At 55.4% G+C, this 20346-nt stretch carries 23 protein-coding genes; 13 read left to right on the top strand and 10 right to left on the bottom strand.

Features of this window, described 5'->3' with window-relative positions:
- Positions 1-17: 17 nt before the first annotated feature.
- Positions 18-1706, bottom strand: a complete 1689-nt coding sequence (locus EE896_RS13135; protein ID WP_003849258.1) for an aspartate:alanine antiporter — start codon at positions 1704-1706, stop codon at positions 18-20.
- A gap of 258 nt (positions 1707-1964) precedes the next feature.
- On the opposite strand from EE896_RS13135, the gene ybjM reads away from it, so the two are divergent.
- A complete protein-coding gene (gene ybjM, locus EE896_RS13130; RefSeq protein ID WP_003849260.1) occupies positions 1965-2330 on the top strand; it encodes an inner membrane protein YbjM in 366 nt (121 codons plus the stop codon).
- An 87-nt stretch (positions 2331-2417) separates the two neighbouring features.
- Here the strand turns inward: ybjM and EE896_RS13125 are convergent, their stop codons facing one another.
- A complete protein-coding gene (locus EE896_RS13125; protein WP_003849263.1) occupies positions 2418-2681 on the bottom strand; it encodes a GrxA family glutaredoxin in 264 nt (87 codons plus the stop codon).
- Between the two features lie 255 nt (positions 2682-2936).
- On the opposite strand from EE896_RS13125, the gene EE896_RS13120 reads away from it, so the two are divergent.
- From EE896_RS13120 to rlmC, 10 genes are all read left to right on the top strand, one after another.
- Positions 2937-3188, top strand: a complete 252-nt coding sequence (locus EE896_RS13120; protein WP_003849267.1) for a DUF1418 family protein — start codon at positions 2937-2939, stop codon at positions 3186-3188.
- 16 nt (positions 3189-3204) lie between these two features.
- Positions 3205-3927, top strand: a complete 723-nt coding sequence (nfsA, locus tag EE896_RS13115) for an oxygen-insensitive NADPH nitroreductase (protein ID WP_003849269.1) — start codon at positions 3205-3207, stop codon at positions 3925-3927.
- 20 nt (positions 3928-3947) lie between these two features.
- A complete protein-coding gene (gene rimK, locus EE896_RS13110; RefSeq protein WP_140915840.1) occupies positions 3948-4850 on the top strand; it encodes a 30S ribosomal protein S6--L-glutamate ligase in 903 nt (300 codons plus the stop codon).
- A gap of 87 nt (positions 4851-4937) precedes the next feature.
- Positions 4938-5417, top strand: coding sequence for a YbjN domain-containing protein (locus tag EE896_RS13105; RefSeq protein WP_003849273.1), 480 nt, complete (start codon positions 4938-4940; stop codon positions 5415-5417).
- A 384-nt stretch (positions 5418-5801) separates the two neighbouring features.
- Positions 5802-6911, top strand: coding sequence for a spermidine/putrescine ABC transporter substrate-binding protein PotF (gene potF / locus EE896_RS13100; protein WP_008925826.1), 1110 nt, complete (start codon positions 5802-5804; stop codon positions 6909-6911).
- Positions 6912-7034: 123 nt separating this feature from the next.
- Positions 7035-8168, top strand: a complete 1134-nt coding sequence (gene potG, locus EE896_RS13095; protein ID WP_003849280.1) for a putrescine ABC transporter ATP-binding subunit PotG — start codon at positions 7035-7037, stop codon at positions 8166-8168.
- Positions 8169-8177: 9 nt separating this feature from the next.
- A complete protein-coding gene (gene potH, locus EE896_RS13090) occupies positions 8178-9140 on the top strand; it encodes a putrescine ABC transporter permease PotH (protein WP_003849283.1) in 963 nt (320 codons plus the stop codon).
- Positions 9137-9982 (top strand): putrescine ABC transporter permease PotI, encoded by an 846-nt coding sequence (potI, locus tag EE896_RS13085; RefSeq protein ID WP_078804216.1) that lies wholly within the window; start codon positions 9137-9139, stop codon positions 9980-9982. The genes potH and potI overlap by 4 nt, the downstream gene beginning before the upstream one ends.
- 75 nt (positions 9983-10057) lie before the next feature.
- Positions 10058-10525, top strand: coding sequence for a YbjO family protein (locus EE896_RS13080; protein WP_039660870.1), 468 nt, complete (start codon positions 10058-10060; stop codon positions 10523-10525).
- A 41-nt stretch (positions 10526-10566) separates the two neighbouring features.
- The gene (gene rlmC / locus EE896_RS13075) at positions 10567-11697 is read left to right on the top strand and encodes a 23S rRNA (uracil(747)-C(5))-methyltransferase RlmC (RefSeq protein WP_140915841.1); all 1131 of its coding nucleotides are present in this window, start codon (positions 10567-10569) and stop codon (positions 11695-11697) included.
- 20 nt (positions 11698-11717) lie between these two features.
- Here rlmC and artJ (EE896_RS13070) read toward each other — a convergent pair whose 3' ends face one another.
- The 6 genes from artJ (EE896_RS13070) to EE896_RS13045 form a co-directional block, all read right to left on the bottom strand.
- On the bottom strand, positions 11718-12449 hold the full coding sequence (artJ, locus tag EE896_RS13070) for an arginine ABC transporter substrate-binding protein (protein ID WP_105099355.1): 732 nt from the start codon (positions 12447-12449) through the stop codon (positions 11718-11720).
- A 115-nt stretch (positions 12450-12564) separates the two neighbouring features.
- On the bottom strand, positions 12565-13233 hold the full coding sequence (gene artM / locus EE896_RS13065; protein ID WP_003849291.1) for an arginine ABC transporter permease ArtM: 669 nt from the start codon (positions 13231-13233) through the stop codon (positions 12565-12567).
- Positions 13233-13949: an arginine ABC transporter permease ArtQ gene (gene artQ, locus EE896_RS13060; RefSeq protein WP_140915842.1), complete on the bottom strand. Its 717-nt coding sequence runs from the start codon at positions 13947-13949 to the stop codon at positions 13233-13235. The genes artM and artQ overlap by 1 nt, the downstream gene beginning before the upstream one ends.
- A 6-nt stretch (positions 13950-13955) precedes the next feature.
- Complete coding sequence (gene artJ, locus EE896_RS13055) at positions 13956-14687, bottom strand: arginine ABC transporter substrate-binding protein (protein WP_003849295.1); 732 nt, start codon at positions 14685-14687, stop codon at positions 13956-13958.
- Between the two features lie 15 nt (positions 14688-14702).
- Positions 14703-15431: an arginine ABC transporter ATP-binding protein ArtP gene (gene artP, locus EE896_RS13050; RefSeq protein ID WP_008925830.1), complete on the bottom strand. Its 729-nt coding sequence runs from the start codon at positions 15429-15431 to the stop codon at positions 14703-14705.
- A 223-nt stretch (positions 15432-15654) separates the two neighbouring features.
- Positions 15655-16194: a lipoprotein gene (locus tag EE896_RS13045; protein WP_003849298.1), complete on the bottom strand. Its 540-nt coding sequence runs from the start codon at positions 16192-16194 to the stop codon at positions 15655-15657.
- 105 nt (positions 16195-16299) lie between these two features.
- Between EE896_RS13045 and EE896_RS13040 the strand changes: the two genes are divergently transcribed.
- Together EE896_RS13040 and EE896_RS13035 are read left to right on the top strand one after the other, a co-directional pair.
- Entirely contained in the window at positions 16300-16620 is a 321-nt protein-coding gene (locus tag EE896_RS13040; protein WP_003849304.1) for a heavy metal-binding domain-containing protein, read from the top strand.
- Positions 16617-17441 carry an N-acetylmuramoyl-L-alanine amidase gene (locus tag EE896_RS13035; protein WP_039660920.1) on the top strand — a complete coding sequence of 275 codons (825 nt, stop codon included), beginning with the start codon at positions 16617-16619 and terminating at the stop codon, positions 17439-17441. Before EE896_RS13040 ends, EE896_RS13035 begins: the two co-directional genes overlap by 4 nt.
- 4 nt (positions 17442-17445) lie before the next feature.
- Here EE896_RS13035 and ltaE read toward each other — a convergent pair whose 3' ends face one another.
- The gene (ltaE, locus tag EE896_RS13030) at positions 17446-18447 is read right to left on the bottom strand and encodes a low-specificity L-threonine aldolase (RefSeq protein WP_003849308.1); all 1002 of its coding nucleotides are present in this window, start codon (positions 18445-18447) and stop codon (positions 17446-17448) included.
- A 71-nt stretch (positions 18448-18518) separates the two neighbouring features.
- Positions 18519-20240, bottom strand: coding sequence for a ubiquinone-dependent pyruvate dehydrogenase (poxB, locus tag EE896_RS13025; protein ID WP_003849309.1), 1722 nt, complete (start codon positions 20238-20240; stop codon positions 18519-18521).
- Positions 20241-20346: the final 106 nt, after the last annotated feature.

Genomic DNA, 20346 nt, shown 5'->3' with positions numbered 1-20346 from the left:
ACGCAGGCAAAAAAATTTTATAAAGGCAAAATTGGCCAGATGATCACAATCAGTGTCCCCGCCAGCGTGAGCAATACGTTGGCAATGGCATAGGTTCCGGCATACCCCAGCGCCGGAATATTGCTGCGTGCGGTATCACTGATAATCTCCATGGCCGGTGCACAGGTTCGCGCACCCATGATGGCACCAAACAGCAGGGCGCGGTTCATCCGCAACACATAGGCACCAAACAGATAGCAGATGATCACCGGAATCAGGCTCACCAGCAGGCCGCAAAGTAGCATCAGGGCACCGTCACTGCTCAGGCCGTGATTAATGCCGCTGCCAGCGCTTAATCCTACTCCCGCCATAAACACCATCAGCCCGAACTCTTTCACCATCGTCAGCGCGCCCTGCGGAATATAACCAAAGGTCGGATGGTTGGCACGGAGGAAGCCGAGCATGATACCGGCGAACAGCAGACCCGCTGCGTTACCAATACCAAAACTGAAATTGCTGAACTGGAAAGTAATCAGGCCAATCATCAGACCCACGATAAAGAAGGCGCAGAAAGCTAAAAGATCGGTCATCTGACTGTGAATCGCGATGAAACCAATGCGATCGGCCACACTTTTGACCCGTCGTGCCTCACCGCTGACCTGCAGCACATCACCTTTGTTCAGTATGATGCTGTCATCGATCGGCATCTCAATCTGACTGCGTATCACACGGTTCAGGAAGCAGCCGTGATCGGTGAGGTTTAACTTGCTCAGGCGCTTGTTTACCGCATTATGGTTCTTCACCACGATCTCTTCGGTAACGATGCGCATATCCAGCAGATCGCGGTCAAACACCTCTTTACCATTACGAAAGCTGGGGTCGAGCCGGGCATGGGCATCAGGATAGCCCACCAGTGAGATATCATCACCCAGCTGCAGTACCGCATCCCCATCGGGACTGGCGAGAATACCGTTGCGGCGAATACGCTCAATGTAGCAACCGGTCTGACGATAGATGCCCAGTTCACGCAGGTTTTTGCCCCCGCTCCACGCCACCAGTTCCGCGCCCACGCGATAGGCGCGAATGACGGGAAGAAAGACTTTGCGCTGGCTGTCCGCATCCAGACCGCGTTCCCGGGCAATTTGCTGGGCACAGGTGGGCAGATCCTGATGTTGCAGACGGGGCAGGTAGCGTGCGCCAAAAATCAGACTCACCAGGCCAATCAGATAGGTTACGGCATAGCCGAGGCTCAGCTGATCCTGCATGAGTGCGAGCTGCTTTGGATCGGTGATGCTTTGCCGCAGGGTATCACCCGCGCCGACCAGTACCGGCGTTGAGGTCATCGAACCGGCCAGCATGCCAGCGGTGAGGCCAATATCCCAGCCAAAGAGTTTGCCCAGTCCCAGCGCCAGCAGCAGTGCGCTGACCACCATGACGATGGCGAGCATGAAATAATTTTTGCCGTCGCGGAAGAAAATGGAAAAAAAGTTGGGACCGGCTTCAACGCCGACACAAAAAATAAACAGCATAAAGCCCAGGCTCAATGCATCGGTATTGATCGTGAAGTGTTGCTGGCCTAATAAGAGCGAAACGACTAATACGCCAATCGAATTTCCCAGCTGAACGGAGCCAAGACGCAACTTACCCAGACAAAGGCCAAGCGCTAAAACGACAAATAATAACAAAATGTCATTTCCGCTTAACAATCCTGCGACGTTAATATTCACTGTTTAACTTCTTGTTTACATGTAAGCTATTGAAGAGTAGCCTGTTTTTCGTTATCGTGAGCAGGCCGTTGAGGTTCTGTTGTATCAATGCTGTAAATAGAACCTTTACCGCGGCGCTATTCTAATCACAATTATCTTTCTCAGCCATTGGCTGTTTTCATTCGTTGCCACAACGAACTGTTTCTTTTTATTTCCATCTGAACGCATCAGGGATATCAGCAGGTTATTGTCGGGGTTATTTTTAATCAGTGGGGTAGTATGCCGCAGCGCTCTTATCTCTGGACAACCCGCCTGTGCGGCGTGGTGTTGTATAGTCTGGTGTTTGTTTTTACCTGTCGTTTCTGGCAAGTCGGTCCCGGCCCGCTTCGTGGTCAGCCCGAATTACTGCTCTTTATGTTGCCCGGTATTGTGATGGCGTTGATGCAGGTGGAAAGCCCGCTAAAAAGCACGCTGCTGATGGGACTCTGGGGAACGTTACTGGCAGCACTGCTGTTAAACAACAGCCTGTTTATTCACAGTAGCGGATTCTTTTTAGTGGCCTGGAGCCTGAGCGCCCTGTTCTGGGCAGGTTGCGGGGCATTGCTGGTGCGATTGATGCAGATTGTCATGGCGTCACTCAACTGAAGGGTGCCGTTTGATTTCCCACAGCCAGAGAGCAAAAAAGCGAGACAGAATTTTCTGCCTCGCCTTTTTTATTCCGGCCCTTTGCGCTTACGCGACAAATCCCAGATTCTCTTTAGTCCATGCAGCGAACTCGGTGTAGCCACCGATATGTTTTTCGTCCACGAAAATCTGTGGGACGGTGCTGACCGGTTTACCGGCGCTGGCTTCCAGATCGGCTTTTGTAATGCCTTCTGCGTTAATATCAACGTACTGGTAGCTAAAATCATCGCGCTCAGCGGTCAGTTTATCGGCCAGTTCGTGGGCACGCACACAGTAAGGACAGCCCGGACGACCAAAAATAACAGCAATCATAAAGAACTCCTTGCAGCGACTATTGTGTGATGACTATCACATAACGAAACAGAGAATGGGCACCATCATGCCCGCTCGTATCGCTTAAGGAAAGCAGGATTTGCCTGTTAGTCTGATGCCCGCACGCTATTGCCGCGCGTTCAGGAAGCATCTGAAACAGGGGCTTTTTCGCAGCAGCGGCCTCTATATCCCGCGCAATTTTTGGGTTGTTGACCATAATTGACGCTCAGTAAGCCGCTAAGGCAGGAGGATGTGATGCAGAGTGTAGCCAGATTGCCCCGGTTTGTGGTGGTGATGGAGGCGGCAGGTGGCCTGTTGATTTTAGGCGCGCTGCTGCTGATCAACCACTGGCTTCCGCTGCCAGACATGGCTGACGTGAAAACGCTGGCCACTGTGCTGTTCATCGCCGGCGTGGTTCTGATGCTGCCTGCTGCCTGGCTGTTAATGTGGCGCACCGCGAAAGCGATAGCACCACAGCTGTTCAATCAGATTGATAAAAAAAGATAATTTTGCTGGAGACTTTATGACACCGACCATTGATTTACTGTGCAGCCACCGTTCGATCCGCGCCTTTACTGACCAGCCGGTCAGCGAAGAGCAGCGTGAAGCGATTATTAATTCGGCGCAATCGGCGTCCACATCCAGCTTTTTACAGTGCTCTTCTATTATCCGTATCACCGACAAAGCGCTGCGTGACAAGCTGGTAACGCTGACCGGCGGGCAGACGTGGGTCGCAGATGCGCCTGAGTTCTGGATTTTCTGCGCGGACTTTAATCGCCACCTGCAGATTTGCCCGGATGCACAACTGGGCCGTGCCGAGCAATTGCTGCTGGGCTGTGTCGACACCGCGCTGATGGGGCAGAATGCCATGGTCGCAGCGGAATCACTGGATCTGGGCGGCGTCTTTATCGGCGGGATTCGTAACAGCATTGCGGAAGTGACAGAACTGCTGGGCCTGCCGAAGTTTGTGCTGCCGCTGTTTGGTTTCTGCCTGGGTCATCCGGAATCGAAGCCGGACGTCAAACCGCGTATGCCACATGCGATGCTGGTACATGAGAATCGCTATCAGCCACTGGATCCGGCGGTGCTGGCAGAATACGATAGCCGCACAGAACTCTATTATCAGCAGCGCGACAGTAACCAGCGTAGTGAAACCTGGAGCGAGCTAATCCAGCGGCTGATCATTAAAGAGACGCGTCCGTTTATGCTCGATTATCTGCATCAACAGGGCTGGGCCACGCGTTAATTCAGAAAGGGAGAGCAGCGATGAAGATAGCCATCCTGTCACGTGACGAAACGCTCTATTCCAGCCGACGATTGCGTGATGAGGCCGCTGCGCGCGACCACGAAGTACAGGTCATCGATCCGCTCTCCTGCTATATGAATATCAATCCTGCCTCGCCAGCGGTTCACTATTGTGGTGAACCGCTGGGTCATTTCGATGCCGTTATCCCGCGCATTGGTAACGCCATCACTTTTTATGGCGCGGCGGTACTGCGGCAGTTTGAAATGTGTGGCAGCTATCCGCTGAATGAGTCCGCCGCCATTACCCGCACCCGTGACAAATTGCGCTCGCTGCAGCTGCTGGCACGAGAAGGCATCGACATGCCGGTGACCGGCTTTGCCTCTTCGCCCGATGATACCGATGATTTGATTGCCATGGTGGGTGGCGCACCGCTGGTGGTCAAGCTGGTAGAAGGAACCCAGGGCATTGGTGTCGTACTGGCCGAAACACGTCAGGCGGCAGAAAGTGTTATTGATGCCTTTCGCGGCCTGAATGCCCATATTCTGGTGCAGGAGTTTATTAAAGAAGCGCAGGGACGTGACATTCGCTGTCTGGTAATCGGCAATCAGGTCGTGGCCGCGATTGAGCGTGTCGCGAAAGAGGGCGATTTCCGTTCCAACCTGCATCGTGGTGGCAAAGCGTATCCCGTCGAGATCACGTCACTGGAGCGGCAGATGGCCGTGAAAGCGGCAGCCACACTGGGACTGGAAGTGGCGGGCGTCGATATTCTGCGCGCTCATCGTGGCCCACTGGTGATGGAAGTTAACGCCTCGCCAGGTCTGGAGGGCATCGAAACCAGCAGCGACCTTAACATCGCCGCGTTAATGATCCAGCGGATCGAGCAGCAGGCTATCCCCGGGCTCCGTCCTAAAACCGCTGGCTGACGCGCGCTTTTCAGCAGTTTTCGTGGCATCGCCGCGCATTTTTCCGTAAGCTAAGTCGCCTGTTTATCACCCCACTGGGATTTTACGATGGATTCTCTTGTCGTTCCGGATATCGACCTGCTGCGTCGCTGGCTGGATCAGCAAAATATCACCTGGTTCGAATGCGATGCCTGTCAGGCACTTCATCTGCCTCACATGCAAAACTTTGATGGGGTGTTTGACGCCAAAATCGATCTGGTCGACAACGTCATTCTGTTTTCGGCGCTGGCTGAAGTGAAGCCAACGGCGCTGATTCCGCTGGTCGGCGATTTGTCGCAAATCAATGCCAGTTCACTGACGGTGAAAGCATTTATCGACATTCAGGATGATAATCTGCCGAAGCTCATTGTCTGTCAGTCAATGACCACCACGGCAGGATTAACGTTTGGTCAGTTCTCACACTTTATGAAGCAGAGTGAAGAGCAGATCTCCATGGTCATTCTGGAAGCCTTTGCCAACAATTTGCTGATTGTGGGCGAAGAAGAAGAGCACGTTCCGGTGACCAGCGTCCATTCTGTGCTGCACTAAGCCCGACAGGGTCGCCCACTAAGCCGTCCCTGAGACGGCTTTTTTATGCCCGCTATCCGCCGCCGCCTTTTTTTATTCTGCACTTTGCCCTTTAACGCCAGATATTTGTCGTGGTTTATGCCATCAAAGCCGAACCTCATAGCTTAAACATGCATAAAATATCGGTTTCAGGCGTTTTTTACGCTGAGGTCTGGTACAGCATGACGGGTGGGGCTATGCTTGCGGGGCTGTAACAGGCGCGTAACTGCGTCTCAGCTATAGGTTTTTGCTATTAAACTCCCGCTGAATAATGATTCATTGTGTCACTGACGTTTTGTCCGGAACGCAATGCAGGGATCTCTGATTTGCAGCGTTGTAATGACCCGCTCAGGAGGATGGAAAAATATGTTCAACTCACGTCAGAAATGGCTGTCAGCTGTGGTAGCTGCTGCGCTGATGGCCGCGTCGGCCAGCAGCATGGCGGAAGATAAAACGCTGCACGTCTACAACTGGTCCGATTATATTTCGCCAGATACCGTGCCGAACTTTGAAAAGCAGTCCGGCATCAAAGTGGTCTACGATGTGTTTGACTCCAACGAAGTGCTGGAAGGCAAACTGATGGCGGGCAGTACCGGCTACGATGTTGTGGTGCCATCTTCCAGTTTCCTGGCGCGTCAGCTGCAGTCCGGGGTATTCCAGCCGCTGGATAAGAGCAAACTGCCTAACTATAAAAACCTCGATCCGGCACTAATGGAAAAAGTGGCGCAACACGATCCGGGTAACAAATATGCCATTCCATATCTGTGGGGCACCACGGGTATTGGCTATAACATCGATAAAGTTAAAGCCGCACTGGGCGCCGATGCGCCAGTCAACAGCTGGGATCTGGTGCTGAAGCCAGAAAACCTGGAGAAACTGAAAAGCTGTGGCGTTTCCTTCCTGGATGCACCAGAAGAGATTTTTGCCACGGTACTGAACTATCTGGGCAAAGATCCGAACTCCTCTGATGCTAAAGACTATTCCGGCGCGGCTACTGACCTGCTGCTGAAACTGCGTCCGAATATCCGCTACTTCCATTCGTCGCAGTACATCAACGATCTGGCTAACGGTAACATCTGTGTCGCCATCGGCTGGTCGGGCGATATTCTGCAGGCGAAAAACCGTGCTGATGCCGCGAAAAACGGGGTGCACCTGGGCTACAGCGTACCGAAAGAGGGCGCACTGGCCTTCTTCGATATGATGGCGATCCCGAAAGATGCGAAAAACCTCGACGGTGCTTACGCCTGGCTGAACTACATCATGGATCCGAAAGTGATCGCCGATGTCTCTAACAAAATGAACTACGCCAACGGCAACAAAGCGTCGCTGCCGCTGATCAATGCTGATGTCCGTAACAATCCAGGTATCTTCCCGACACCTGAAGCGATGTCGAAATTGTTCGTGCTGAAAGTCCAGGATCCGAAACTGGATCGTGTGCGTACGCGTGCATGGACTAAAGTAAAAAGTGGTAAGTAGTTCGTCCTTAACGGATTGACCTGTCACGCATCAGCAACAGAGGCGCAATCCCGGCCTCTGTTGTGCCATTTTTAGCGGCAAATTTTGCCGCAATGTTCCGCCTGGCTCCGGAGAGAACCCTTTGTGAACGATGCCATTCCCCGTCCTCAAAATAAAACCGCAAAAGCGTTAACGCCGCTGCTGGAAATTCGCAATCTGACCAAATCCTTTGACGGCCAGCACGCCGTGGATGATGTCAGCCTGACTATCTATAAAGGTGAGATCTTTGCCCTGCTGGGTGCATCGGGCTGTGGCAAATCCACGCTGCTGCGCATGCTGGCCGGTTTCGAGCCGCCCACCAGCGGCCAGATTGTGCTGGATGGACAGGATCTGTCGCACGTTGCTCCCTATCAGCGCCCGATTAACATGATGTTCCAGTCCTACGCGCTGTTTCCGCACATGACGGTGGAGCAGAATATTGCCTTTGGTCTGAAGCAGGACCGGCTGCCGAAAGGGGAGATAAACAGTCGGGTGGCCGAAATGCTGGCGCTGGTGCACATGCAGGAGTTTGCGAAACGCAAACCGCATCAGCTCTCTGGTGGCCAGCGTCAGCGCGTGGCACTGGCCCGCAGCCTGGCGAAACGCCCAAAACTGCTGCTGCTGGATGAGCCAATGGGTGCTCTGGACAAGAAACTGCGCGACAGGATGCAGCTGGAAGTTGTCGATATTCTGGAGCGCGTTGGCGCGACCTGCGTGATGGTGACGCACGACCAGGAAGAGGCGATGACCATGGCGGGGCGCATTGCGATTATGAATCGCGGTAAATTCGTGCAGATTGGCGAGCCGGAAGAGATCTATGAGCATCCGACCAGCCGTTACAGCGCGGAGTTTATCGGTTCGGTTAACGTCTTCGAAGGGTTACTGCGTGAACGTCAGGCGGATGGCCTGGTGATCGACAGTCCCGGCCTGATGCATCCGCTGAAAGTCGATTCCGATGTCTCGGTGGTCGATAACGTGCCGGTGCATGTGGCGCTGCGTCCTGAAAAAGTCATGCTGTGCGATGAAGTACCCGCCGATGGCTATAACTTTGCGGTGGGAGAAGTGGTTCACATCGCTTATCTCGGCGACCTCTCTATTTTCCATGTCCGTCTGCACAGTGGACAGATGATTAGCGCACAGTTGCAAAACGCGCATCGCTACCGCAAAGGGTTGCCAACCTGGGGCGATGAAGTCCGCCTCTGCTGGGAAAGCGACAGCTGCGTGGTGTTGACGGTTTAAGGAGCGGCTATGAGCCAGATTTTCCAACGCGCCAAAGCGCCTGCCCGACTGGTCGGCACGCCGCTGCAACGCTGGGCCACGCGGGTAAAAATGCAGCATGGCCGCAAGCTGGTGATCGCACTGCCTTATGTCTGGCTGGTGCTGTTATTCCTGCTGCCGTTTCTGACGGTGCTGAAGATTAGCTTCGCAGACATAGCGCGAGCGATTCCCCCTTACACCGAGCTGGTGAGCTGGGCAGATGACCAGTTCAGCATTGTGCTCAATTTCGGCAACTACCTGACGCTGACTGACGATCCGCTCTACATCGACGCCTATCTGCAGTCATTGAAAGTAGCGGCGATCTCCACGGTCATCTGTCTGCTGATTGGCTATCCACTCGCCTGGGCCGTGGCGCACAGTAAGCCATCGATGCGCACCATTCTGTTGCTGCTGGTCATTCTGCCGTCGTGGACCTCGTTTCTGGTTCGCGTTTACGCCTGGATGGGCTTGCTGAACAACAACGGCATTCTGAACCGCTTCCTGCTGTGGCTGGGCGTAATCGATCATCCGCTGGTGATCCTCTACACCAATACCGCGGTCTATATCGGTATCGTTTACTGCTATCTGCCGTTTATGGTGCTGCCGATCTACACCGCGCTGACCCGTATCGACTACTCGCTGGTGGAAGCCTCACTGGACCTGGGTGCGCGTCCGCTGAAGACCTTTTTCAGCGTGATTGTGCCGCTGACCAAAGGCGGCATCATCGCCGGATCGATGCTGGTCTTTATCCCGGCGGTAGGGGAGTACGTGATTCCTGAACTGCTGGGTGGCCCGGACAGCATCATGATCGGCCGTATCCTGTGGCAGGAATTCTTTAACAACCGCGACTGGCCGGTGGCTTCCGCGCTGGCGGTGATCATTCTGCTGATCCTGATTCTGCCGATCATCTGGTTCCATAAGCATCAAAACCGTGAAATGGGAGAGAAGGCATGAATAATTTGCCAACTATTCGCTCGCCATGGCGTACCGCTATTCTGGCCTGCTGCTTCCTGTTCCTTTATGCGCCGATGCTGCTGCTGGTGGTTTACTCCTTCAACCGCTCCCCGCTCGTGACGGTGTGGGAGAGCTTTTCGTTCCACTGGTACAGGGTACTGTTCCAGGACAGCGCGATGATCGACGCGGTGGTGCTGAGTCTGAGCATCGCCGGACTTTCTGCCACGATGGCGGTGGTGTTGGGCACGCTGGCAGCAGTGATTATCGTTCGCTTTGGTCGCTTCCGTGGACACAACGGTTTTGCGTTTATGCTGACCGCGCCGCTGGTGATGCCCGATGTGATCACCGGGCTGTCGCTGCTGCTGCTGTTCGTCGCAATGGGTAACGCGTTTGGCTGGCCGAGCGAACGCGGTATGCTGACCATCTGGCTGGCACACGTCACCTTCTGTACCGCCTATGTGGCGGTGGTGATTAACTCGCGTCTGCGTGAGCTGGACCGCTCAATTGAAGAGGCGGCAATGGATTTAGGTGCCACGCCACTGAAGGTCTTTTTCGTGATTACCGTGCCAATGATTGCGCCGGCGATTGTCACCGGCTGGCTGCTGGCGTTTACCCTGTCGCTCGACGATCTGGTGATTGCCAGCTTCGTGACCGGACCGGGCGCGACGACATTGCCGATGGCGATTTTCGCCACCGTACGACGCGGCGTTAACCCGGAAATCAATGCGCTGGCTTCATTGATCCTGTTTGTGGTCGGTTTAGTCGGTTTTATCGCCTGGCGATTTATGGCGCACGAAGAAAAACAGCGTTTAAGCGATATTCAGAAAGCTAAACGTGGCTGAAATCCCTGAGTTTTGCCACTATATAAACGGGCCGGTTTAACCGGCCCGTTTTTCGATCAGGTGGAGTCACGGACTATGTCAGACATCTTCAAAAGCAGCGCTACGCTCTCAGGCGCACCGGTTCCGGTGACGGTTGCGGGCATTGCTATTATCGCGACCCGCTGCCTGAGCGTTCTGATGCTGGCAAACGAGCTGGGTTACAGCGAACTCGCCAACTTTGTGCACCGCAGCGCCCAGTCCTGGGACTCGACACTCATCTTTATCGCCAGCCAGCTGATCTTCCTGTTCGAACTGCGCTGCGCCTTTATTCTGATGCGCGGCAGTAACCGTGGACGCTGGGGCTATGTGGCGACACAGGGGGTTGTGCTGATCTATATGCTGTTCGCTTCGCTGGGGGGAATCTACCCGGAAATTTTCAGCATTGATGGCGACAATAATGTCCAGATAATCCACCATACGCTGTCGCAGAAAATTCCCGACCTGCTGGTGTTGATGCTGCTGTTTCTGCCTGCCAGCAGCCGCGCTTTTTTCAGGAAGCGATGATACAATCGCGCTCCGCCCGACCCCATCGTTAAGGCTTTACCATGCACTGCGCGCTTTATGACGCTAATCGTTGCCGCTCCTGTCAGTGGCTGGAAAAACCCTATCCCATTCAGCTGAGCGACAAGCAGTCGATGCTGGAGCAGTTACTGGCTGAGCAGCCGGTTGCAGCCTGGCTGCCGCCGGTAACCTCACCACAACAGGCATTCCGTAACAAAGCCAAAATGGTGGTCAGCGGCAGTGTTGAGCGTCCGGTGCTGGGTCTTATCCATCGTGATGGTGAGGCTGTCGATCTGTGCGACTGTCCGCTCTATCCCGCCAGCTTCCAGCCGGTGTTTACGGCACTGAAGCCCTTTATTGCCCGTGCCGGGCTGACGCCTTATAACGTGGCACGTAAACGCGGCGAACTGAAATTCCTGCTGATCACTAAGAGCCAGCAGGGCGGCATCATGCTCCGTTTTGTCCTGCGCTCAACCGCTAAACTGGAACAGCTGCGTGCGGCATTGCCCTGGCTGCAACAGCAGTTGCCGCAGCTGGCGGTGATCTCTGCCAATATTCAGCCGGTGCATATGGCGATTCTGGAAGGGGATGAGGAGATTGCGCTGACGCCCGCGCAGTCGCTGGCAGAGAACTTCAACGGCGTGCCGCTGTGGATCCGCCCGCAGAGCTTCTTCCAGACCAATCCGCAGGTTGCCAGTGCACTCTATGCCACCGCACGCGACTGGGTGCGTGCGCTGCCGGTTAACAGTATGTGGGATCTCTTCTGTGGCGTAGGCGGTTTTGGCCTGCATTGCGCGACACCAGAGATGGAACTGACCGGCATTGAGATTAGCGCTGAGGCGATTAAATGCGCCCAACGTTCCGCTGAGATGCTGGGGCTGGAGAAAGTGCAGTTTGCGGCGCTGGACTCTACGTCGTTTGCGACCGGACGCGATGCCGTACCGCAGCTGGTGCTGGTGAATCCGCCGCGTCGTGGGATTGGAGAGGCGTTGTGTGATTATCTCAGCCAGATGGCCCCGGATTATCTGCTCTATTCAAGCTGTAATCCGCAGACCATGGCGCAGGACATTGCCCGGCTGAGCGCGTATGAGGTCACGAAGGTTCAGCTGTTCGATATGTTCCCTCACACCGCCCATTTTGAAGTGCTGACGCTGTTAACCCGCCGTCACCACTGAGTCCGGTGAAATTCCCGGAGTTACTCCGGGAACCACTTCTGATTAAGCTGCTGCCAGCTGCCGTTGGCTTTCAGTTCGGTCAGCGCCTGATTGAACTGATCGCGCAGCGCGGTATTGCCTTTCCGCACCGCAATGCCGAGGCCGGTGCCAAAGTAGTCTGCATCCGTCACATGTTCACCGACCGTAGCGAGATCGGGATTGGTTTTCAGCCACTGATTCACCACCGCGCTGTCGCCAAACACGCCATCCAGTCGGCCATTCTTCATATCCAGAATCGCATTCTGATAGCTGTCATACGCCACTACTTTCACTTCCGGATGCTTATCCTGCAGGAACTTCTGGTGAGTGGTGCCGTTTTCAACGCCGATGCGTTTGTCTTTCAGATCGCTGAAGCTACTGAACTTGCCCTTCTGCGCGATCACAATGGCGGAGTTAGCGTAATAAGGCTGGGTAAAATCGACCTGCTTGCTACGTTCAGCGGTGATATCCATGCCGGAAATGACCGCGTCATAGCGGCGAAACTTCAGTGACGGAATCAGGCTGTCGAAGGCGTTGTTGGTAAAAGTGCACTCTGCTTTCATCTGCTGACACAGCGCTTTGGCCAGATCGATATCAAACCCCACCAGATTATTTTCCCGATCCAGCGTTTCAAACGGTGGATAGGTTGCTGAGGCGGCGAAGCGGATCTTTTCCGCGGCCTGCGCGTTGATCGTAAGCGTTGCCAGCGCAGCGGCAATAATCCATTTTTTCATTTTATGATTCCTGTGATGTGGTCAGCCAGAGAGGGCAATACCCTGCCATAAAATGAATTTTTATGCAATTAGGGTGATTTTTCAGGCGGAAAGGGCGAGAGGCCTCGCCCGGAATTCAGTTACGCCGCTCAAATGCCAGCGCGCGTCTTTCGATCAGTCGCATCATCAGCGTCAGTAAACCGTTAACGCAGAGATAAATCAGACCTGCCGCGGCATAGACTGTGATGTCGTAGGTGCGGCCATAGAGCAACTGGCCGTGGCCCATGACTTCCATCAGAGTGATGGTGTAGGCCAGCGAGGTGCCTTTAAACACCAGCACCACTTCATTGGAGTAAGAGGAGAGGGCGCGTTTAAATGCATAGGGCAGCAGGATGCGCAGGGTGTCTTTGCGACCCATGCCAAGTGCCGCGCACGATTGCCACTGTCCGGAAGGAATCGCCCGGACCGCACCGTAAAACAGTTGCGTGGTGTAAGCCGCGCTGTTCAGCGACAGCGCCAGCATCGCGCACAGCCACGGCTGCGACAGGAGATGCCACAGCCAGGGGATCTGCTGGATCGACGGAAACTGTCCCGGACCGTAGTAGATCAGGAAGATCTGTACCAGCAGCGGCGTGCCGGTAAACAGTGTGATAAAGCCCTTCACCAGCGGATTAAACACCGGCGTTTTCAGCGACAGCACCACGGTGAAGATCAGTGCAAGCAGCAGTGCCACCACCAGCGAGGCCGCCGTCAGCGTCAGGCTGGTGTGCAGCCCTTTCAGAAGTTCAGGCAGATAGGCCAGCATCAGCTGTTCCCCCGTTCAAAGCGGGTCGTGCGCAGTTCAATGCGGCGTAACACCGCCTGGCTGAACAGCGTAATCACCAGGTAGATCGCGGCCGCCACCAGGAACCAGGTAAAGGGCTCCTGCGTTCGGGTAGCAATACTTTTGGTTTGCAGCATCAGATCGTTGACGCTGATCAGCGAGACCAGTGCGGTATCTTTTAGCAGCACCAGCCACTGATTGCCCAGACCGGGCAGGGCGTGACGCCACATCTGGGGCATAATCAGCCGCAAAAATATGGCCGATTTTTTCATGCCCAGCGCCTGTCCCGATTCCCACTGACCGACAGGCACCGCTTTAAGTGCGCCGCGCAGCGTCTGTGAGGCGTAGGAGGCATAGAGCATCGCCAGCGCAATCACACCACACAGGAAAGGACTGACATCAAAGTTCTCAATCTGCATCTGAACCGGCAGCGTAAACAGTCCGAAGTTCAGCGTGAAACCATCAGAGAGAGTGAGCAGCAGCTGTGATGCGCCAAAATAGATAAACAGCACCACCAGAATTTCCGGCAGGCCACGGATCAGCGTCACCAGGCCGGTGCCAATCCACGCCAGTGGTCTCAGGCGCAGTGACTCCCAGCCAGCGAAAATCATCGCCAGCACCAGGCCAGCGATGAGAGCACAAACAGCAAGGCCGACGGTCATCCCGGCGGCGCTTGCGAGGGTCATCATTTCATTCATCGGAGATTACTGCTGGAACCATTTGCTGTAGATGGTCTTGTAGGTACCATCCGCTTTGATTTTATCCAGCGCGCCATTGAATTTGGTCTGCAGCTCGGTGTTACCGGTGCGTACCGCAATGCCCAGGCCAGTACCAAAGTAGGCTTTATCTGTAACTTTATCGCCGACGGCAGCCAGCGCAGCATTCTGCTTCAGCCACTCGTTAACCACGGCGGTGTCACCAAATACGGCATCAATGCGGCCATTTTTCAGATCCAGCACCGCGTTCTGATAGCTGTCGTAAGGAACGATGGTGATGTCGCTGTGTTTATCCGTCAGGTATTTCTGATGTGTGGTGCCATTCTGGACGCCAACGCGCTTGCCTTTCAACGCTTCAACACTGGCGACTTTACCTTTCTGGGCCACAAACAGCGCCGAGTTGTCGTAGTAAGGCTTGGTGAACAGGACCTGCTTTTCACGATCCGGCGTGATATCCATGCCCGCCATCACCGCATCAAAGCGACGGAATTTCAGGCTTGGGATCAGGCTGTCGAACGCCTGGTTAGTGAAGGTGCAGGTCGCGTCGATCTCTTTACACAGTGCGTTAGCCAGATCAACATCAAAGCCCTGAATCTTGTTATCTGCATCCACATACTCAAAAGGAGGATAAGAGGCTTCGGTCGCAAAACGAATTGTCTGTGCCGCGGTAGCGCTCAGGCTAAAACCGGCAAGCAGTGCAGCAAGTACCATTTTTTTCATTTTTAGCATCCTGACTTAGTGCGAAAGATAGTGAGCAAACGCGTCGGTTTGCGGCTGTGTAAAGCGGCTGGCGTCGCCCTGTTCCACAATGCGACCGTTCTCCATGTAAACAACGCGGCTGGCCGTTTTACGTGCCACTTCGACTTCATGGGTCACAATCACCTGGGTAATGCGGGTCTGCGCCAGTTCGCGAATGATACTGACAATCTGTGCGGTAATTTCAGGGTCCAGCGCGGCCGTTGGCTCATCGAACAGCAGCACCTGCGGTTCCATCATCAGGGCGCGGGCAATCGCCACACGCTGCTGCTGACCACCAGAGAGGTGCAGCGGGAAGCGATCGCTGTAAGGCGTGAGGCGCAGACGATCAAGCAGCTTGTCGGCGCGGGCACGCGCTTCACTTTTGCTGAGGCCCAGCACCCGGCAGGGCGCTTCAATCAGATTCTGCAGCACGGTGAGATGCGGCCAGAGATTATATTGCTGGAACACCATACCGACGTTCTGGCGCAGTTCGCGAATCGCGGCGTCAGAGGGTTTCTGAGTGAAGTCGAACTGATTGCCGGCAATCTGCAACTGACCTGAACGAGGCTGCTCCAGCAGGTTAAGGACCCGCAGCAGCGAACTCTTGCCCGCCCCGCTTGGGCCAAGCAGTACCAGGGTTTCGCCTTGCGGACACTCAAGGTTGATGTCGAACAGCGCCTGATGAGCACCGTAGAAGCAGTTTATTGCGTTTAGTTGAATACTCATGCGCCAGATTTGAATAGCTATTAGTGTCGCGGATTTTAACGTCACCAGAATAGTTATGCAAATAAGGTGGGTTAAAATTTGTAAAACAACAGGTAAACAGCAAAAGCTTAGCACAATATCATGCAGTGTCTGGTGCCAGCCCGATGCCGTGGGGCAGGCTGCGGCAATAAAAAAGCGCAGTCACCTGAGGTGGCTGCGCTTTTCATACCGCTAAAATATCAGGTTATTTTTTTGACTTTTCAAGCATCTGGCTCAGGCTTCCACCCTCGGCATGCACAGGGTTAGCCATGTAGCGCACGTCGTCAACGACCCAGCAAGTGCCCTGATGAATCATCAGCACTTCATCCTGCCACTCCTTTCCGTCGCGGCTCAGTTTTACTCGTAGCGGGATGTTGCGTGCATCACGGTTTGGAATAGTAGATGCATCAGCGACGCTGGCGGCTGTCGGGCCCTGTGACAGGCTGGAGAAGAGATCACCGTTCCGCCACTGTGCGCCGGCATTGCTGCCGCTGGCCGCCTGCAGGGAGTGGTAAAGCGCATCACTCAGGTAAGGGCGATATTTTGCCAGTGTGTTGCTGTCAGGCAGACCCTGCGTGGGCTGTTCAACACGCAGGTCATAAAACTGTTGGGCAACCTGATCAGGACCGCCTTCAATGCAGGGGGCGGTTCGCGGGCCATTATCCTTAATGACTGGCTCAACGGTGGTACAGGCGCTAAGCAGCAGAGCCGCCGGGATCATTAGCGCAAACGCGTTGTTTCTCATCTCGATTTCCTTATGGTTCTCTGGCAAGGTGCCCTTTTTAGCATAGAGTATAGCTGTGCTTTTTAGTCGAAAGAGCCTTAGCCTGATTTCAACAAGGAGAATGCGATGAAATTTTCAACAACCCCGACGCTGGAAGGCCACAGCATCAGTGAATATTGTGGTGTGGTCACTGGCGAAGCGATTCTTGGTGCGAACATTTTCCGTGATTTTTTTGCGGGCATCCGTGATGTGGTCGGCGGCCGTTCCGGCGCGTATGAGAAAGAGCTGCGTAAAGCACGCGAGATTGCGTTTGAAGAGCTGGAAGAACAGGCAAAAGCGCTGGGTGCCAACGCGGTGGTCGGTATTGATATCGATTACGAAACGGTCGGCAAAGATGGCAGTATGCTGATGGTCAGCGTCAGCGGCACGGCAGTGATTATTCGTTGAAACGCGGGCTGTTGCTGATACTGGCACTGCTGCTGGCGGGCTGCCACTCCGGGATAGAATCCCGTGACGGCTACTGGGCCGATCTGCGGCATCCCGCTCAGGGGGCGCGACCGCGGGTTAAGGTGATTGTCATCCACTATACCGCCGAAGATTTTTCTTCGTCGCTGGCGACCCTCACCGATCGGGAGGTCAGCGTCCATTATCTGATCCCCCGTCAGCCGCCTCAGCGCGCCGGCAAAGGCATTGTCTGGCAGCTGGTGCCGGAGCAGCAACTTGCCTGGCATGCCGGGCCCAGTTTCTGGCGCGGAGCCAGTCGCATCAACGACACCTCGATTGGCATTGAGCTGGTGAACCGGGGATATCGCCGGACGCTGACCGGTCTTGAATGGCAGCCCTTTACCGCCGCGCAGATCATCACGCTGGAGGCCCTGGTGCGTGATATTGCACAGCGCTACGGCATCCCACCGGAAAATATTGTCGGTCACAGCGATATCGCGCCGCAGCGCAAGCAGGATCCGGGTCCACTTTTCCCGTGGCACCAGCTGGCGCAGCGCGGACTGGGCGCATGGCCTGATGCCGGACGGGTGCAGTTTTATTTAGCGGGTCAGGATCCACACGCACAGGTGCCGGTGCAGCCACTCATGGAAAACCTGCAGCGCTTCGGTTATGCGGCGACGGCGGAGATGAGTAAGCGTGAGCAGCAGAAAGTGATTGCCGCGTTTCAGATGCACTTCCGGCCTGCGGATTATCGCGGTCAGCCCGATGCCGAAACCGCCGCGATAGCGGCCGCGCTACTGGAGAAGTATGGCGCGGCGGAATAGCGGATTACTGTTGCAGAAACGCTTTCCAGTGGGCGACAACCTGCTCCAGTGCCGCACGATCAGCATCCAGATGGGTGACCAGCCGGGTACGTGTCCCCACGCTGATTAACACGCCGCGCGCTTTCATCCACTCACCTAATGGTTTGACCTGTGCTTCCGGCACCGCCACAAACAGCATGTTGGTCTGTTGATCGATAACGCTGACGCCCAGCTCATGCAGCTGCTGTCCCAGCCAGGCAGCATTGTCATGATCCTCCTGGAGTCGCGTCACGTTGTGTTCCAATGCGTAGAGACCCGCCGCCGCCAGAATACCGGTCTGACGCATGCCGCCACCGGTCATTTTACGCCAGCGACGGGCGCGCTCAATCAGCGCTGTATCGCCACACAGCAGTGAACCCACCGGCGTGCCCAGGCCTTTTGAGAGACAGATGGTCAGGGTGTCGCAATAGCGGGCCATCGCAGCCAGCGTGGTTTTTTGCGCCACCACCGCATTGAAAATACGTGCGCCATCAATGTGCAGCGCCAGCTTATGCTCACGGGTAAAAGTCCACGCCTGTTCCAGATACGCCAGCGGCAGGACTTTACCATGATGGGTGTTTTCCAGACTCAGCAGGCGGGTGCGGGCGAAGTGAATATCGTCCGGCTTGATGGCAGCCGCCACCACGTCGAGCGGCAGAGTGCCATCGTCGGCGGCCAGCACCGGTTGAGGCTGAATGCTCCCCAGCACCGCCGCGCCACCTGCTTCATACTTGTAGTTGTGCGCCTGCTGACCGACGATATATTCATCGCCGCGTTCGCAGTGGCTGAGCAATGCCACCAGATTAGCCTGAGTGCCGGTAGGGAAAAACAGCGCTGCTGCTTTGCCGCTTAATCGTGCGGCTTCTGCTTCCAGCGCATTGACGGTAGGATCGTCACGGTAGACATCATCGCCTGTTTCGGCAGACATCATCGCGTTTAGCATGGCGGCGCTGGGCCGGGTCACGGTATCACTGCGTAAATCGATCACCTTATGCTCCTGGATGTGGCGGAAGAGAAAAAAAAGGCGGGCATCGCGCCCGCCTGGATGGAACCTCTGTTTTACCGTAGCCAGTTGGTTTTCGCCAGTTCTACCACCTCGTCACCACGACCATTCATGATGGCGCGCAGCATGTAGAGACTGAAGCCTTTGGCCTGCTCCATTTTGATCTGCGGCGGCATTGCCAGCTCCTCTTTGGCGGTAATCACATCCACCAGAACCGGGCCATCGTGGGCAAATGCCTGCTCCAGCGCACCATTGAGTTCAGAGGCCTTTTCCACCCGGATACCCCGGATGCCACAGGCCTGGGCGATAGCGGCAAAGTCAGGATTTTCCAGCTCGGTGCCGTCGGTAAGATAGCCGCCCGCTTTCATCTCCATCGCCACAAAGCCCAGCACGCTGTTGTTGAAAATCACCAGTTTCACCGGCATTTTCAGCTGCGCCAGCGAGATAAAATCACCCATCAGCATGCTGAAGCCGCCGTCGCCGCACAGCGCGACAACCTGACGATTGCGATCGATCGACTGCGCACCCAGCGCCTGTGGCATCGCATTCGCCATCGAGCCGTGGTTAAACGAACCCAGCAGGCGACGTCGGCCGTTCATCTTCAGATAGCGCGCCGCCCACACGGTTGGGGTGCCGACATCGCAGGTAAAAATAGCGTCATCGCTGGCGTAGTGACTGATCTGCTGTGCCAGATATTGCGGATGAATTGGCTGTTTGTCGTTGGGCTGCGCCAGTTCGTCGAGACTTTTGCGCGCCTCGCCATAGTGTTTAACCGCACTGTCGAGATGTTTGCGATCGCTTTTGGTCGTCAGTTGCGGTAGCAGCGCCTGCAGCGTGCTTTTCACATCGCCGACATACGCTTCATCGACATGACAATGCGATCCCAGGCTGCCCGGGTTGATGTCAATCTGAATGATCTTCGCGTTTTCCGGATAGAATGCGCGATAGGGGAACTGGGTGCCCAGCAATATCAGCGTCCCGGCATTCATCATGGCGTGGAAGCCGGATGAGAAACCGATCAGACCGGTCATGCCAACATCATAAGGGTTGTCATATTCGATGTGTTCTTTGCCACGCAGCGCATGCACAATTGGCGCTTTAAGCGCTTCTGCCAGCGCCACCACCTCCTGATGCGCACCGGCACAGCCACTGCCGCACAGCAGCGTGATGTCAGAGGCGTCGTTGAGCGTCTGTGCCAGCCGGGTCAGTTCGGCTGGCTGAGGCAGGACCTGCGGCAACTGCGGTGGATACCACTCAGTGCGGGCGCTTTCTGGCGCCAGTTTCAGGGCGATATCACCCGGCAGCACCACGACTGAGACACCGCGATTGAGAATGGCTTTGCGCATCGCGATGCCCAGCACCTGCGGTAACTGCTCAGGATTCGAGACCAGCTCGCAGTAGTGGCTGCATTCGCGGAACAGCTCCTGGGGATGAGTTTCCTGGAAATAACCGCTGCCGATTTCGCTGGAGGGAATGTGTGCCGCAATCGCCAGCACCGGGACGCGGTTACGATGGCAGTCGAACAAGCCGTTGATGAGGTGTAAGTTGCCTGGTCCGCAGGAGCCGGCGCAGACCGCCAGTTCGCCGCTGATGTGCGCTTCCGCACCCGCCGCAAAGGCGGCGACCTCTTCATGGCGTGTCGGCATCCATTCAATAGTGCCCATGCGATTCAGGCTATCGCTCAGGCCGTTAAGGGAATCTCCGGTGACGCCCCAGATGCGTTTTACGCCCGCGCTTTCCAGCGTTTTGGCGACCAGCGCCGCCACGGTTTGTTTCATGATCTTCTCCTTTGTCGGCCCGCCATGAAGAGTGACGTGACCAGAATCGAAAAAAGAAGCGTAGACGACACGGCAGAAAAGCAGGCGTGAAAAAATGCGCTGGCAG

The sequence above is a fragment of the Pantoea eucalypti genome (assembly GCF_009646115.1).
Lineage (GTDB): Bacteria > Pseudomonadota > Gammaproteobacteria > Enterobacterales > Enterobacteriaceae > Pantoea > Pantoea eucalypti.
This window is presented reverse-complemented; position numbering and strand designations above follow the sequence as displayed.

Excerpts from the sequence above, each read along its gene's own strand:
- poxB (WP_003849309.1), bottom strand. The coding sequence starts at position 20,240 with ATGAAACAAACCGTGGCGGCGCTGGTCGCCAAAACGCTGGAAAGCGCG.
- ybjM (WP_003849260.1), top strand. The coding sequence starts at position 1,965 with ATGCCGCAGCGCTCTTATCTCTGGACAACCCGCCTGTGCGGCGTGGTG.
- artJ (WP_003849295.1), bottom strand. The coding sequence starts at position 14,687 with ATGAAAAAAATGGTACTTGCTGCACTGCTTGCCGGTTTTAGCCTGAGC.
- artJ (WP_105099355.1), bottom strand. The coding sequence starts at position 12,449 with ATGAAAAAATGGATTATTGCCGCTGCGCTGGCAACGCTTACGATCAAC.
- EE896_RS13045 (WP_003849298.1), bottom strand. The coding sequence starts at position 16,194 with ATGAGAAACAACGCGTTTGCGCTAATGATCCCGGCGGCTCTGCTGCTT.
- rimK (WP_140915840.1), top strand. The coding sequence starts at position 3,948 with ATGAAGATAGCCATCCTGTCACGTGACGAAACGCTCTATTCCAGCCGA.
- EE896_RS13040 (WP_003849304.1), top strand. The coding sequence starts at position 16,300 with ATGAAATTTTCAACAACCCCGACGCTGGAAGGCCACAGCATCAGTGAA.
- rlmC (WP_140915841.1), top strand. The coding sequence starts at position 10,567 with ATGCACTGCGCGCTTTATGACGCTAATCGTTGCCGCTCCTGTCAGTGG.
- EE896_RS13120 (WP_003849267.1), top strand. The coding sequence starts at position 2,937 with ATGCAGAGTGTAGCCAGATTGCCCCGGTTTGTGGTGGTGATGGAGGCG.
- potI (WP_078804216.1), top strand. The coding sequence starts at position 9,137 with ATGAATAATTTGCCAACTATTCGCTCGCCATGGCGTACCGCTATTCTG.
- artQ (WP_140915842.1), bottom strand. The coding sequence starts at position 13,949 with ATGAATGAAATGATGACCCTCGCAAGCGCCGCCGGGATGACCGTCGGC.
- artP (WP_008925830.1), bottom strand. The coding sequence starts at position 15,431 with ATGAGTATTCAACTAAACGCAATAAACTGCTTCTACGGTGCTCATCAG.
- nfsA (WP_003849269.1), top strand. The coding sequence starts at position 3,205 with ATGACACCGACCATTGATTTACTGTGCAGCCACCGTTCGATCCGCGCC.
- artM (WP_003849291.1), bottom strand. The coding sequence starts at position 13,233 with ATGCTGGCCTATCTGCCTGAACTTCTGAAAGGGCTGCACACCAGCCTG.
- potF (WP_008925826.1), top strand. The coding sequence starts at position 5,802 with ATGTTCAACTCACGTCAGAAATGGCTGTCAGCTGTGGTAGCTGCTGCG.
- EE896_RS13080 (WP_039660870.1), top strand. The coding sequence starts at position 10,058 with ATGTCAGACATCTTCAAAAGCAGCGCTACGCTCTCAGGCGCACCGGTT.
- EE896_RS13105 (WP_003849273.1), top strand. The coding sequence starts at position 4,938 with ATGGATTCTCTTGTCGTTCCGGATATCGACCTGCTGCGTCGCTGGCTG.
- EE896_RS13125 (WP_003849263.1), bottom strand. The coding sequence starts at position 2,681 with ATGATTGCTGTTATTTTTGGTCGTCCGGGCTGTCCTTACTGTGTGCGT.
- potH (WP_003849283.1), top strand. The coding sequence starts at position 8,178 with ATGAGCCAGATTTTCCAACGCGCCAAAGCGCCTGCCCGACTGGTCGGC.